Here is a 15,449-nt window from a genome sequence, read left to right on the forward strand (position 1 = left end):
TTATTCTTCTTCTTTATTAATTTCTCTCATAGCTGCTTCCATTTCTGAAATACTAATATCATTTTTCTTCATAAAAAAGGAAACCATACTCTTAAAAGATCCTTGAAAGTATCCATCAATCAACTTGTTGATGCTTTGATTGCTATATTCTGTTTTTTGAACTAGCGGAATGTAGATATGGATTCTTCCTTCTTTCCTATAGTTTACAAAACCTTTATCTTCTAATATTCTAACTATGGTAGAAACAGTATTGTATGCGGGTTTTGGTTCTGGTAACTGTTCAAGTATCGAAACAACACTTCCTTCTTGCAGATTCCAGAGGATTTTCATGATGTCTTCTTCGGCTTTAGTAAGTTGCTTCATAGTACGCTATTGTGGTTTTTATTTTCAAACTAAACATTTAGTTTCAGATTGCTAATATAAACTAAATTTTTAGTTTGAACTATTTTTTTAGTTTTAAATTTTACAAAAAAGAAATTCTGTAGTCAAAATGTTTACCAGTTTATAAAAAAGTACACTAATTACTAAAGAACCTCAGTAGGCCACAGTTAGTAATAACTGAATAATGGTCTTAGGGGTTCTTTTTTATTTTTTAACTTTTAAAACCATGTAATCATGAAAAAACAATCATTAGTAATTATTGGGGCAATGCTAATTTCTTTGTTAGCCTGTCAAAAAGAAGATGTAACAGAAGAAGTAGTACATCCAGAAGCGATTTTAGAGGGACAAGATACCGATATACAAACAAAAGCATCGGGAGAATTCTGTAGGTTTACACTTCAGTTTAATGCCAAGAGTGTTCTGGATCCTGTTACTGGAAAACAGATTTGCCAATTCGATCCAGGTAATATTTGTGCTATTGTAGAATGTATTCCTGATCCGAACATTATTTTCGAATTACCACCTATTATTTGGGATCCTTGTCAAATTGTTCCGTGTGGTCTTGATTTTATAGATCCTTGGATTCTTACAGAGAGAATCGATCCAAGAGAATTTAGATCTTTTAAAGATTTTTATGAATTGAAATTGGATCAGAGAACACAGGCGATTCCATTTGCTATGAACGAAAACTTATTAGGAATTCAATTTTATCAACAACCGCAGCCACAACCAAGTATATATGGTAATGAAATACTTCAGGAAGACGGTATGGTTGAATCTGGTATATTTTATCTCGAAAACAAGATTGTTCTAGAGCACGAAGTTGCCAAGAAACTAGGTTTAAGAGGAAATGTTATTAAACCAGGAAAATATCCTATTGTTTTTAACAAAGAGAATAAAACTCATAATCTATTAGTAGTGGTAGAAAATGGATTTTAGTATTCACTAAGTTCTAAGAACAAAGCCAGTTTTTTAATTAAAAAACTGGCTTTGTTTTATTAGAATATTATATCAACAAGTTGGAGTATACTACTGTAATTAGTACCCAACTTTTTCACGTACTCTAGAAAGTACTCTGTTTGCAACTTCAGATGCTTTTTTGGCACCAATAGCCAATGCTTTATCTATTTCATTTAGATTAGACATATAATAATTATAGCGTTCACGTTCTACAGAGAACTTATCGATCAATACTTCATATAGTGCTTGTTTCGCATGTCCATAACCGTAATTTCCACCTTTATAATTTGCACGCATCTCAGACAATTGATCTTCTGTCGCCACAAGTTGATATAATGCAAATACATTACAAGTATCAGGATCTTTGGGATCTTCCATAGGTATACTATCCGTTTGGATAGACATAATATCCTTACGCAGCTTTTTATCTGGTAAAAACAAGTTGATAGTATTGCCTTTGGATTTACTCATTTTAGCACCATCAGTTCCTGGGACATACATCGTTTCTTTTTGGAATTGAGCTTCTGGTAAAACAAACAATTCTCCTACTTGATTGTGCATTCTTTCTGCTACATTTCGGGTCATCTCTATGTGCTGTTCCTGATCTTTTCCTACAGGTACAATTTCTGCATCATATAATAAGATATCTGCAGCCATTAGCATGGGATATGTAAATAATCCTGCATTGACATCTTCTAATCTATCTGCTTTATCTTTAAAAGAATGTGCTAAAGTTAATCGTTGGTATGGAAAGAAACAGTTAAGATACCAAGACAATTCAGTTACCTGAGGGATATCGCTTTGACGATAAAAAACTGTTTTTTCAATATCTAAACCAAAAGCCAGCCAGGTTGCAGCAGTAGAGTAAGTGTTTTCTCTTAGTGTTTTAGCATCCTTAATCTGTGTTAATGAATGCATATCTGCAATAAATAGGAAAGAATCATTTTCTGGCTGATTAGCCATCCTGATTGCCGGAATAATTGCTCCTAATAAGTTTCCTAAATGAGGGGTTCCTGTACTTTGGACTCCTGTTAGAATTCTTGCCATAGTAATTTTATAGTTTCTGGCAAAGGTAATTTTTTTGTTCAGATAGCTCAAAGCAATTGCGTATTTTTGCGGCTATGTTTATCATTAGATACATCTTGATTATTTTATGGCGCATTTGGTTTTATATAATGATGGGTGTTCCTATAATTATTTTATTTCCTGTTTTGCTGGTATTAACATCAAGAGAGCAATGGTATTCACAATTTTTTGTGGTAGCTAGATTATGGGCGGCGATTGTTTTATATGGTAGTGGTTTTCTTCCTAGAGTAAAAAAAGAAGAAAAAGTAGATAGGCATAAGAGCTATATGTTTGTAGCAAATCATACTTCAATGACGGATATTATGTTGATGTTGTATTGTGTGAAAAACCCTTTTGTATTTGTTGGAAAAAAAGAGTTAGCAAAGATTCCGATTTTTGGATTCTTTTATAAAAGAACCTGCATATTGGTGGATCGAAATAGTCAAAAAAGTAGGAAAGAAGTGTTTGATCGTGCTCAGGCAAGATTACAAGATGGAACAAGTATCTGTATATTTCCTGAAGGAGGAGTTCCTGATGATGAATCTATTATCCTAGACGCTTTTAAAGATGGAGCCTTTAGATTGGCGATAGATCATCAAATACCAATATTGCCACTAACATTTCTTGATAACAAAAAACGATTTTCATATACTTTTTTTAGCGGAAGCCCAGGAAGGATGAGAGCTTTTGTACACAAAGCAATTTCAACTACAGGATTGACTCAAGATCATAAAAAAGCGTTGAATATGGAGGTGCGAAATGTTATTTTAGATAAACTGCAATCTAATCAGTTTTAAACCACGTCTTTTTTATAAAAAAACAAAAGCTGTTCCTCCCCAGAAACAGCCTTGTCATCATTGCTTCCCTAGAGCAATAATTCAACCTAACCAACTATAATAACCTAAAACACATTTGGTTATTTTTCTTTTTCATTATTTTTAAAACTTAAAACTTATTCCAGTATATACACCAAAATAATAAGGTTTAAAGTCTTGCGCACCTTCCTTAAAACCATTAAACTGATATTTAAATATAGGTTCCATATTAATCTGAAATTGATCAGATAATTTATAATCAAAACCTATACCAATATTACCACTAAAACTTATATCGTTGACAGTTTCATCTCTTGCTACATTTTCGTTTTTAAAACTTCCAGCAATGATCGACACATCATCGTCTTCAAGAAACAAGGTGCTGACTCCTCCTATCATATGTACTCCTAGTTTCGAGTCAGTTATTGCATACTTAATTTCTAATGGAACTTCAATATATCCAATACTATGATTAAGTAATCCTGGGTTTTGAGATTTAACAAGGATTTCGTCATTAATATCAGGTGCGGATCCAAAATCAGAAGACCCACCTTGATAATCCGAAACTACAATATTTCGAACATTAGTGGGATTATCAAATCCTTCAACTCCTGTAGCTACAGATGAGATACCAAACCCTACATCTTCAGTATTGTAACCTACATCCACTTTACTGATTCCAGATCTTACACTTAGTTTTTTATTAATTGAGTATGCAATTTGGATTCCGTAACTAAGATTAATTTGCCCTTGCTTATTATTGTCAGAGAATTCAGCATCAATAGAAGATCCACCAAAAGAGTCATAATATACTGGAGCTACATTAGGAGTTATATTCCATTTCTTTTCTTGTGTTGTTTCGGTAACCAACGTTTCTTTTGCTTCTTTTTCTTTTATAACATCAAAAATTGACTTTTTTCCGTCATTTGAAGTTTGATCTTCAGTTTCATCAGAAACTATTTTTTCTTCATCTTTGGACGTTTTTTCTTTGGTGTTTTCCGCAAGTATTTTGCTTTCCGTATTTTTTATACCTGTATTGGGTTCTTTAAAAATAGGATGTTCTTCTTTTGGGATATTTCCTTGTTGTGTATTGTTTGTTGGCGAAGAGTTTTCTGCAATCCCTTTTTTAATAACTTGTGATGAGTTGTTAAACGAATTTTTTTGGGTATTCGCTTTGGGCGTATCCGTATTTTTTATATCCGTTACAGCATTTTTAGTATCAGGATTTTGTTCAAAGAAAAGATTCTTCTTATTCTCTGATACATCTTTGATTATTTTATCTTCAGTATCTGTAATAGTAGTGTTAGATTCTTTGTTAAGTTGGTTTTTATCGAGTGAAGGATCTTTATATGTCCTTGGTTGAGTATTTTCTTGATTTGTATTTATATTGGTTACAAGGTCTTTTTTTGGCGCATTTTTTAAAGAACTATTAGTGATAGCTTCGTTATTAGTATTATTACCTTCTGAAGCTCCATCATCGTAATTAGATTTCTGATCTTTAGCCGTGTTTACTAAACCATCGTTAGAGGTTTTGGTGTCAACATTCTGATCTTCTTCGGATCCTACGTCCTTGTTCTCTATTTTTTCTGTATTAACAATTGCATCCTGCACAGAATCATCGTTAGTTAACACAGATCCTACAGATAAAATTACCGCTATCAATGCAGCAACTCCTGCAATACGATACCAAAAGGGTATAATGATTCCTCGTTTTCGATCTTTATCTTTTTTAGCTTTAATTTTTTCCCATACAGCATCATCAGGAGTAACTTCAAAGTTTTTGAATTTTTCCTGAAACAATCTATCTATATTTTTTTTATCACTCATGTTCATCCTTCATTTGACTGAACTCGTGGTTCTTGGTTGGTTTCTATTTTTTCTTTTAAAATTTTTCTGGCTCTTGCTAAATTTGATTTAGAAGTTCCATTAGAAATATCTAACATTTCTGCAATTTCTTTATGAGAGTAACCATCTAATACATAAAGATTAAAGACCAATCGATATCGATCGGGCAATTGCTGAATAATTTCTAGAAGATAATCTAGAGAAACCTGATCTTCATCAATTTCTACTTCGACCTCTTCAATTTGCTCTTCGCCAATGATCTCGAAAACTTTCTGTTTTCGATACTTTTGTAGGGCTGTATTAATTGTTATTCGTTTAATCCACCCTTCAAAAGAACCTTGACTTTTATACTGTTCTATTTTGTTAAAAATTGTAATAAACGCATCCTGCAATGTATCCTCGGCACTTGCATAATTGTTAGAGTACTTTAGGCAGATAGAAAATAACTTACTACCATATAATCTATACAGTTGTTCTTGTGCCTTAGCATCTTGTTTCTTACAATTTTTTATGAGTTGGTCTAAACTCACGAACAGTTTTTGTTTTACGTAATTAAAATATAAACTCCTATTCTACAACGGGAACTTCCATAATTAAAAATTGATTCTCTCCTTGATCATTTCTGCCTTGCCAAAATCTAAAAACATAAGAATCTTCGAATCCAACAAAGAAATCAAAAGAAGCCTCAACTAAATCAGTTTGCACAAGATCTTCGCAAACACGGTCGTTAACTACCACATTGACTGCAGAAACTGTACGTTCATTAGATACTCTATCATAATCAAAACCACTAAAAGAATGACAATCAGAAGGTCTGAAATAAGAAACAGTAATCGTAACTGTTTCTCCTCTTACGAATTGATCTGGAATTTCTACTTGTTCAATAGGGACTAATTCATAAAAAAAGTTGATACCTGCATCATCACTCAAGCAACTTGTCAAACAACTTGACAAAATAATCATTGCAATTATTTTTATCTTTTTCATACTACTAACTTTGGGGTACTACATACCAAATTGTATAATATAGATGTTTGTATATGCACATGGTTGCGTTGGTATCTAAATAAATTTATTAATAAGCGGTATAGCTTTGTTATTTTATGTAGGTATAAAAGGGGTAAGATTTGGATAAAAGGTATAAAAAAATCCCGAAACTCGGGATTTTAATATTTTTTTTAAGATGATGGTTTATTCATTTACAATCTTTATGGCTTCCTTGATTTTTTCTTCAAGTTCTTCCATAAGTTCTGGATTGTCATTTAATAAAGCTTTTACAGCATCTCTTCCTTGACCTAATTTTGTGTCTTGATAACTAAACCATGAGCCGCTTTTTTTGACAATTTCATAGTTTACACCAATATCAATAATTTCTCCAGTTTTAGAAATTCCCATACCATACATAATGTCAAATTCTGCAGTTCTAAATGGTGGAGCAACTTTGTTTTTTACAACTTTTACACGGGTTTTGTTTCCTTGTACTTCACTGTTACTATCTTTTATTTGAGTAGATCGACGAATATCTAATCGAACCGAAGAATAAAATTTAAGGGCATTACCACCTGTTGTGGTTTCAGGATTACCAAACATTACTCCAATTTTTTCACGAAGTTGGTTGATAAAGATAACAGTACAGTTAGTTTTACTAATAGAACTAGTTAATTTTCGTAATGCTTGAGACATTAAACGGGCATGAAGCCCCATTTTAGAATCTCCCATTTCTCCTTCGATCTCACTTTTTGGAGTTAAAGCCGCAACAGAATCAATAACGATAATGTCGATTGCACCTGATCGTATTAAATTATCAGCAATTTCCAATGCTTGCTCACCATGATCTGGTTGAGAAATAATTAAGTTATCGATTTCTACACCTAACTTTTCTGCATAAAAACGATCAAACGCATGTTCTGCATCTATAAATGCAGCTATTCCTCCTGCTTTTTGTGCTTGCGCAATTGCATGCAATGTTAAAGTGGTTTTACCAGAAGATTCAGGCCCGAAAATTTCGATAACCCTTCCTCTAGGATATCCTCCTACACCAAGTGCCAAATCCAGTCCCAATGACCCAGTAGAAATTACTTCTACTTCCTGAACGGCATCGTCGCTCATCTTCATCACTGTACCTTTTCCGTAAGCCTTATCTAGTTTGTCTAAAGTTAGTTTTAACGCTTTTAATTTTGCATCTTTTTCTTTATCCGTACTCATGCGTTTACTTTCTTTTGTTATTGATTTTGGCTAAAATACTACAAGTTTTTTGCATACCCATTTCAAAAATAACACTTATACAACTAATTTATTAACAATGATTATAACCGTTATGAACGAGTATTTTATTTTTTTTTGAATCAGACGCAACCCTTTCGGTTTTCTTGTATCTACATAGAAAGCAAAACTTGAACAAACTGTGCGGAAGGAGGATGTATGAAATTTCTTAAAAGAGTCGTAAGACACAACCTTGATGGCTGTACAATTACTACAATTAGTAATTGTATAGTAGAAGGTGGTTAGCTTCGTTACTTAAATTAATTAGTCGTTTAGATTAAATAAATTAATTAACGAATTAGCCCAAAAAATGCCTTGAAGTAATTTTCATGGCATTTTTTTATTTTATCTCTTGGTATTTGTATTTTTGCAGCAAATAAAATAATTTCTTTTAACTTAAAAATTGGTATAGCATGCAACTGTACAATAAATTAAGCGCAAAAGAGAGAGCTGCTCTTATTGATGAGGCAGGTACGGATCGACTTACACTCTCTTTTTATCAATACGCACATATCGGTAATACAGAAATCTTTAGGAACCATCTTTTTATCCATTGGGATGAACTTGATGTTTTGGGACGTATTTATGTGGCTAAAGAAGGAATAAATGGACAATTATCTGTTCCAGCACCGAATTTCGAAGCTTTTAAAAAACACTTGGATAGTATTTCTTTTTTAGAAAATGTTCGCCTTAATATAGCAAGAGAACAAGATGTAAAGTCATTCTTAAAATTAAAAGTAAAGATTCGCAATAAGATTGTTGCAGATGGATTAAAGGATGAGGCTTTTGATGTTACCAATAAAGGAGTGCATGTAAATGCAGAGAGATTTAATGCATTAATTGAAGATCCAGATACGGTATTGGTTGATATGCGCAATCATTATGAAAGTGAAATAGGTCATTTTAAAGGAGCAGTAACTCCTGATGTAGATACATTTAGAGACTCATTGGATATAATTGAAGAGGATCTTAGAGAACATAAAGAGGATAAGAAATTAGTAATGTATTGTACAGGAGGAATCCGATGTGAAAAAGCAAGTGCATACTACAAACATAAAGGGTTTAAGAATGTTTTTCAGCTAGAAGGTGGTATTATAGAATATGCAAGACAAGTTGAAGAAAAAGGATTAGAAAATAAGTTTTTAGGAAAGAATTTTGTTTTTGATCATAGAAGATCAGAACGAATTTCTGAAGATGTGATTGCTAACTGCCATCAATGTGGAAAAGCCTGTGATACCCATGTCAATTGTGAAAATGAAGCCTGCCATCTTTTGTTTATTCAATGTGAGGAATGTGCTGCTACAATGAATAATTGTTGCTCAACAGAATGTAAAGAGGTTAATAGCCTACCTTATGAAGAACAAAAAGCACTTCGAAAAGGGAAAGGTAATAGTAACAAAATCTTTAAGAAAGGGCGATCTGAAGTACTAAAATATAAACAGTAATACTAAAATGATTTAGATACTATGGTTTTAAAAGAAATCATAGTATCTTTATCGATTAAGATGTTGGATGTATAAAGCGTCTAACCTGAGTAAGAATCATATTTGCTGTGTTTTACACAGACAAATTTCAATATAGCAAGAGAATATGGGGTGTAGTAGTTGTTCCTCCGGGAAAGACGGACAACCAAAAGGATGCAAGAATAATGGTACATGCGGTACAGATGGTTGCAATAAATTAACTGTTTTTGATTGGTTATCTAATATGTCACTTCCTAGTGGTGTGGCTCCTTTTCATTGTGTAGAAATTCGTTTTAAAAATGGACGGAAAAGTTTCTTTAAAAATACTGAAAACCTATCCTTAAGTATAGGAGATATTGTTGCTACAGAAGCTTCTCCAGGCCATGATGTGGGTATCGTTACACTTACTGGTGAATTGGTACGAATCCAAATGAAGAAGAAGAAGGTTGATATTGATAGTGAAGATGTAAAGAAAGTATATAGAAAAGCATCTCAAAAAGATATTGATATATGGCAAAAGGCACGTGATCGAGAAGAAACCATAAAAGTTCGTTCCAGAGAGATTGCGATTCGATTAAAATTACAAATGAAAATCTCTGACATTGAATTTCAGGGAGATGGTTCTAAGTGTACTTTTTTTTATACAGCAGAAGATCGCGTAGATTTCAGACAACTGATCAAAGAATTCGCGCAAGAATTTAGTACGAGAATTGAAATGCGTCAAATCGGTTTCCGTCAGGAAGCTGCTAGATTGGGAGGTATTGGTTCTTGTGGTCGTGAATTATGTTGCTCTACTTGGCTTACTGACTTTAGATCGGTAAATACAAGTGCTGCCAGATATCAACAACTATCATTGAATCCTCAGAAATTAGCAGGACAATGTGGAAAGTTAAAATGTTGTTTGAATTATGAACTGGATGCATATATCGATGCATTAAAAGAGTTTCCGAAAACTGAAACCAAATTACAAACAGAAAAAGGTGTTGCAGTATGCCAGAAAATTGATATTTTCAAAGGATATTTATGGTATGCATACGAAGGGGAATGGATGAACTGGCATAAAATCTCTGCAGATCATGCGAATGAAATTATTGAAGCAAATAACAAGAAAGAAAAGGTAGCAGGTCTTGAAGATTATGCTTCAGAACTAATAGAGGATACTAAAGTAGATTTTGAGAACGTTGTAGGACAAGACAGTTTAACACGATTTGATCAACCTAAAAGAAATAACAGGAGAAGAAATAAAAACAAGAACAGAAATAAGAATAAGAACAAAGTTTCTGCTGAAAAGCAAAAACCTACTTCTCAAAAGTCTAAAGGTGGAAATTCTGAGAATAAAAACCCAAATAAGAAAAATAACCAACGAAATAGAAAACGTAAACCGCAGCAACGTAAGAATAATGACAAATCTTAGGTTTTTAATATTGTTTTTTCTGCTTATAGGTTTGATTTCTTGTGATGACTCACGGGTTTTTGATCAATATAAAGCAGTATCAGGTTCTTGGGAAGAAAATGAAAAAATAAGTTTTACGCTTCCAGAACTTGATTCATTGCAGCAGTATAATCTATTTATAAACGTTCGAAATAATAATGATTATAGATATAGTAATTTGTTTTTGATTAGTGAGATGAATTTTCCAAATGGAAAAATCGTGACCGATACATTAGAGTATGAAATGGCAGCACCAGATGGAACTTGGTTAGGAACAGGCTTTACTGATCTAAAAGAAAATAAATTGTGGTATAAAGAAAAAGTGAATTTTGCAGAAAAAGGAGAATATAAAGTGATACTTCGACAGGCAATGCGAAAGAACGGAGAGACTTTAGGAATACACTCCTTAGAAGGAATTACAGACATAGGTTTTAGAATAGAATTTGCACAAAACCCTAAATAATATGGCTAAAGCAACACCCAAATCAAATAAAAAAACATCAAAATCTCCTCAGATTAATATCCTAAAGTATATCAAGTGGTTTTGGATCACTTTTGCATCAGGAGTGCTTTTTGTAATTCTGTTATTTTTGTTAGCCAGTTGGGGGACTTTTGGAGAAATGCCAGGTTTTGATGAGTTAGAGAATCCACAGAATGATTTAGCTACTCAGATTATTTCCTCGGATGGAAAACAAATAGGAACTTTTTTTAAAGAAAATAGAACTCCAGTTAATTTTGAAGACTTAGCACCAGATTTAGTAAAAGCACTTGTGGCGACAGAAGATGCGCGTTATTATGAGCATTCTGGAATTGATGCCAGAGGAACTGTACGTGCTTTTGCTTTTCTAGGAACTAAAGGAGGTGCAAGTACCATCACCCAGCAATTAGCAAAACTACTTTTTACAGGAAAAAGATCAAGAGGATGGCAACGATATACCCAGAAAATTAAAGAATGGGTGATTGCAACTCGATTGGAAAGACAATATACTAAAGATGAGATCATGACAATGTATCTCAATAAATATGATTTTCTTAATCAGGCAATAGGTATTAGTTCTGCATCCCGTATTTATTTTAATAAAAGCCCTAAAGCCTTAAAAAAAGAAGAGGCAGCTGTATTAGTAGGGATGTTAAAAAACTCGGCACTTTTCAATCCTTTAAGGAGACCAGAATTGGTAAAGACCAGAAGAGATGTGGTATTGTCACAAATGGCAAAATATGAATATATTACAATTCAAGAAAAAGATAGTTTACAACAATTACCTTTAAAATTAGATTATGCTCCTGAAGGGCATTCTGATGGAATTGCGACTTATTTTAGAGAGTATGTAAGAAGTTGGATGGGTGATTGGGTTAAGAAAAACCCTAAAGGAGAGAATGAAGAAGGAGAAACTCAATATTATAATATTTATAGAGATGGTCTAAGGATTAATGTCACTATAGATTCTCGAATGCAAAAATATGCAGAAGAAGCTGTGCAAGAACATATGTCGAATTTGCAAAAAGAATTCGATAAGCAAGAAGGAGAAAATAAAACAGCACCTTTTAGGGACCTGACAAAGGAGGAAGTTGAGGGTATTGTAAGAAGAGCAATCAGAAGTTCTGCAAGAAGAAAGAAAATGCTTTCTCAAAACAAAAGCGAAAAAGAAATTCTAAAATCTTTTAATGAAAAAACGGAGATGAAGGTGTTTTCCTGGAAAGGATATATCGATACTATAATGACACCTAGAGATTCCATTTTATACTATAAAGGATTTCTGCGATCTGGAATGATGTCTATGGAGCCACAGACAGGTCAGGTTAAGGCTTGGGTTGGAGGAGTAGATATTAAACATTTTCAGTATGATCATGTATATCAGGGAGCTCGTCAGGTTGGATCTACATTTAAGCCTTTTGTGTATGCTACAGCTATTGATCAACTTAAACTATCACCTTGTGATACATTGCCAATGTCTCAGATCACGATTCCTGCAGGATCACATGGTGTAATGGAGGATTGGACTCCAAAAAATAGTGATGCTAAATATACAGGATATCTAAGTCTTAAAGAGGCGTTAGCAAAATCTGTGAATACTATTTCTGCTCGATTGATGGATCGTATTGGACCAGAACCAATTGTTCGGTTGGCAAGAAAATCTGGAGTAGAATCCGATGTCCTTGAAGTAGCATCTATTGCCTTAGGTTCGGTAGACCTTAAGCTTTCAGAAATGGTAGGTGCATACAGTACTTTTGCAAACGAAGGAATCTACAATAAACCAGTAATGATTACTAGTATCGAGGATAAAAACGGCACCACATTGTATCAATTTGAGCCAGAAACACGAGATGTAATCAGTAAAGAAGCCGCTTTTGTGACACTAAACTTAATGGAAGGAGTAACTCAATCGGGATCAGGAGCACGCCTTAGATCGGGACCTTCTAATAGATATGATTATAAAAATGTGGTTACTGGATATCCATATGGATTTACGAACCCAATAGCTGGTAAAACAGGAACAACGCAAAATCAAAGTGATGGTTGGTTTATGGGGATAGTTCCTAATTTATGTACAGGAGTATGGGTTGGTGGAGACGATCGTGCAACACATTTTAATTCTACAAGATACGGGCAAGGAGCTACAATGGCCTTACCGATATGGGCATTATACATGAAGAAATGCTATGCAGACAAAACACTTAAGGTTTCTACAGATGCCTTTAAAAAACCTGATAATCTTACTATAGAAGTAAATTGCGAAGAGTTTAGAAAAAGTATCAAAGTAGAGGATCCTATAGAAGATGAGTTCGGCCTTTAGTAATTTGGATTATTAATAATGATTAAATGGATACCTGAGATAAGAAAAAGTATGTCATCAGAAAACTTTAATTACAAAAAATATATTAAAGCTTTCTGGATTATTTTTGTATCTGCTCTTGTATTGGTAGTTTGTCTATTTCTTTTAGCTAGTTGGGGAGTATTAGGAAAAATGCCAACTTTCGAAGAGTTAGAGAACCCAAAAAATGATCTGGCTGCGCAGATTATATCATCAGATGGTGTGCAATTAGGAACTGTATTTAAGCCTAATGAGAATAGAACTCCTATTAAATATAATGACTTACCGCAACATTTAATAGATGCTTTAATTGCTACCGAAGATGTTCGTTTTTATAATCACTCAGGAGTTGATCCTAGAGGAACGCTCAGAGCTTTTACATCTCTTGGTAGAAAAGGAGGAGCCAGTACTATTACGCAACAGTTGGCAAGGTTACTCTTTATTGGTTTGAGATCTAAAAACCTTGATAAATATACTCAGAAAATCAGAGAATGGGTAATTGCGGCTCGTTTAGAAAGGCAATACACCAAAGATGAGATTATTGTCATGTATTTAAATAAATATGATTTTGCCAGACAAGCTATTGGTATTGGATCAGCATCAAGAATCTATTTTAATAAACAACCAATAGATTTAAAAATAGAAGAAGCAGCAGTACTTATAGGGATGTTAAAAAGTGCAACTCTATATAATCCAAAAACGAGATTTGAAAACGCCACAAAAAGAAGAAATACGGTATTAGGCCAAATGGCAAAATATGGATATTTAACAGTTCGTGAAAAAGATAGCTTGCGCCGATTACCATTAAAACTTAAATATACACCTGAAGGATATTCTGAAGGACGTGCTACTTATTTCAGGAAACAAGTAAAGAAATGGGTGGAACAATGGATTAAGGCAAATCCTAAGGGGAAAAATAAAGAAGGTGAGTTAGAATATTATGATATCTATGGAGATGGACTTAAAATTTATGTTACAATTGATTCGCGGATGCAACAATATGCAGAAGAAGCAGTAGCTGAACATATGACAAATCTTCAACGAGAGTTTGATAAGAAAGAGTTACATAACAAAACTTCGCCTTTTAGAGAAATTTCGAATCAACAAATTGATAGAATTATAAATCAGGCAATCCAGACTTCTTCAAGAAGAAGGAAAATGCGTAATGACGGTAAGAGCGAGAAAGAAATTCTGGCTTCATTTGAGAAAAAAACAGAGATGACTGTGTTTTCTTGGAAAGGTACGATAGATACTATTATGACTCCAAGAGATTCTATTTTGTATTATAAAAGGTTTTTGCATACTGGATTAATGTCAATGGAACCTCAAACAGGAGAGGTAAAAGCATGGGTTGGCGGCATTGATCATAAGTATTTTAAATATGATCATGTGAATCAGGGCGCTAGACAAGTAGGTTCTACCTTTAAGCCATTTGTCTATGCAACGGCTATTGATCAATTGAAATATTCACCTTGTTATAAAATTCCAAGAGCAAAAGTGACAATTCCTGTGGGGAAATATGGAGTATCAGGTAAAGACTGGACTCCAACCAATACGGACGGTAATTATATTGGATCTGTAACCCTTAAAGATGCTTTAGCAGAATCATTAAATACGGTTTCTGCTCGATTAATGGATCAAATAGGCCCAGAACCAATTATTAATTTGGCTAAAAAACTGGGTATTAAATCTGAAATTGATTCTGTTGCTTCCATTGCATTAGGTACCGAAACACTTAAGCTTTCTGAAATGGTTGGAGCATATAGCACCTTTGCTAATGAAGGAATATATACAAAACCAGTTATTATTTCTCATATTAGAGACAAGAACGGAACAGTGTTGTATGAGAATTTTCCTGAAAAAAGAGACGTGTTAAGTTCGGAAGCTGCCTATGTAACCCTTAATTTGATGGAAGGAGTTACACAAACAGGATCAGGTAAAAGATTAAGGACAAAAGCTTCTAATCAATATGTTTTCAAAAATGTAGTTACAGGTCATCCTTATGGATTTACAAACCCAATTGCAGGAAAAACGGGCACGACCCAAAATCATAGTGATGGGTGGTTTATGGGAATTGTTCCAAATCTTTGTACAGGAGTTTGGGTAGGAGGAGATAATAGATCTATCCATTTTGAATCTATAACATATGGACAAGGCGGAACTATGGCGCTACCGATTTGGGCTTTGTTTATGAAAAAGTGTTATCAAGATACTTCCCTAAATATCTCAAAATCTGATTTTAAAAAGCCAGAAAATTTGTCAATTGAACTGGATTGCGATGTATATGAGAAGATGAATAGAGAAGAGGATGAACTTGGTTTTTAAAGACAGTATCTTTTTTATTTAAATATTTCTAAAACTCATAATATTCAAACGTTTTAGTACTATTTTTTTAGTACTTTTAGTCTGCTAA

The 15,449-nt window shown here is 33.5% G+C and carries 13 protein-coding genes; 7 read left to right on the forward strand and 6 right to left on the reverse strand.

Annotated features, from left to right (window positions below; genetic code table 11):
- A complete protein-coding gene (locus QBK95_RS17010; protein ID WP_280935753.1) occupies window positions 1-363 on the reverse strand; it encodes a BlaI/MecI/CopY family transcriptional regulator in 363 nt (120 codons plus the stop codon).
- 252 nt (window positions 364-615) lie between these two features.
- Here QBK95_RS17010 and QBK95_RS17015 point away from each other — a divergent pair, with 252 nt between their 5' ends.
- On the forward strand, window positions 616-1,320 hold the full coding sequence (locus QBK95_RS17015) for a hypothetical protein (protein ID WP_280935754.1): 705 nt from the start codon (window positions 616-618) through the stop codon (window positions 1,318-1,320).
- A 99-nt stretch (window positions 1,321-1,419) separates the two neighbouring features.
- Here the strand turns inward: QBK95_RS17015 and trpS are convergent, their stop codons facing one another.
- Complete coding sequence (gene trpS / locus QBK95_RS17020; RefSeq protein ID WP_280935755.1) at window positions 1,420-2,388, reverse strand: tryptophan--tRNA ligase; 969 nt, start codon at window positions 2,386-2,388, stop codon at window positions 1,420-1,422.
- Between the two features lie 74 nt (window positions 2,389-2,462).
- Here trpS and QBK95_RS17025 point away from each other — a divergent pair, with 74 nt between their 5' ends.
- On the forward strand, window positions 2,463-3,203 hold the full coding sequence (locus QBK95_RS17025) for a lysophospholipid acyltransferase family protein (protein WP_280935756.1): 741 nt from the start codon (window positions 2,463-2,465) through the stop codon (window positions 3,201-3,203).
- Between the two features lie 141 nt (window positions 3,204-3,344).
- Here the strand turns inward: QBK95_RS17025 and QBK95_RS17030 are convergent, their stop codons facing one another.
- The 4 genes from QBK95_RS17030 to recA all read right to left on the reverse strand — a co-directional run bounded on the left by QBK95_RS17030 (window position 3,345) and on the right by recA (window position 7,271).
- Entirely contained in the window at window positions 3,345-5,048 is a 1,704-nt protein-coding gene (locus tag QBK95_RS17030; RefSeq protein ID WP_280935757.1) for a hypothetical protein, read from the reverse strand.
- 2 nt (window positions 5,049-5,050) lie between these two features.
- Window positions 5,051-5,596, reverse strand: coding sequence for an RNA polymerase sigma factor (locus QBK95_RS17035; protein WP_280935758.1), 546 nt, complete (start codon window positions 5,594-5,596; stop codon window positions 5,051-5,053).
- 37 nt (window positions 5,597-5,633) lie between these two features.
- Window positions 5,634-6,053 (reverse strand): hypothetical protein, encoded by a 420-nt coding sequence (locus tag QBK95_RS17040; RefSeq protein ID WP_280935759.1) that lies wholly within the window; start codon window positions 6,051-6,053, stop codon window positions 5,634-5,636.
- Window positions 6,054-6,257: 204 nt separating this feature from the next.
- Window positions 6,258-7,271 carry a recombinase RecA gene (recA, locus tag QBK95_RS17045; RefSeq protein WP_280935760.1) on the reverse strand — a complete coding sequence of 338 codons (1,014 nt, stop codon included), beginning with the start codon at window positions 7,269-7,271 and terminating at the stop codon, window positions 6,258-6,260.
- 470 nt (window positions 7,272-7,741) lie between these two features.
- Between recA and trhO the strand changes: the two genes are divergently transcribed.
- From trhO to QBK95_RS17070, 5 genes are all read left to right on the forward strand, one after another.
- Window positions 7,742-8,773, forward strand: coding sequence for an oxygen-dependent tRNA uridine(34) hydroxylase TrhO (trhO, locus tag QBK95_RS17050; RefSeq protein WP_280935761.1), 1,032 nt, complete (start codon window positions 7,742-7,744; stop codon window positions 8,771-8,773).
- 145 nt (window positions 8,774-8,918) lie between these two features.
- On the forward strand, window positions 8,919-10,205 hold the full coding sequence (locus QBK95_RS17055) for a PSP1 domain-containing protein (protein WP_280935762.1): 1,287 nt from the start codon (window positions 8,919-8,921) through the stop codon (window positions 10,203-10,205).
- Window positions 10,192-10,686, forward strand: coding sequence for a gliding motility lipoprotein GldH (locus QBK95_RS17060; RefSeq protein WP_280935763.1), 495 nt, complete (start codon window positions 10,192-10,194; stop codon window positions 10,684-10,686). Before QBK95_RS17055 ends, QBK95_RS17060 begins: the two co-directional genes overlap by 14 nt.
- 1 nt (window position 10,687) lies before the next feature.
- Entirely contained in the window at window positions 10,688-13,018 is a 2,331-nt protein-coding gene (locus tag QBK95_RS17065; protein WP_280935764.1) for a penicillin-binding protein 1A, read from the forward strand.
- A gap of 51 nt (window positions 13,019-13,069) precedes the next feature.
- The gene (locus QBK95_RS17070; RefSeq protein WP_280935765.1) at window positions 13,070-15,361 is read left to right on the forward strand and encodes a transglycosylase domain-containing protein; all 2,292 of its coding nucleotides are present in this window, start codon (window positions 13,070-13,072) and stop codon (window positions 15,359-15,361) included.
- Window positions 15,362-15,449 lie beyond the last annotated feature (88 nt).

The sequence above is a fragment of the Aquimarina mycalae genome (assembly GCF_029906345.1).
Lineage (GTDB): Bacteria > Bacteroidota > Bacteroidia > Flavobacteriales > Flavobacteriaceae > Aquimarina.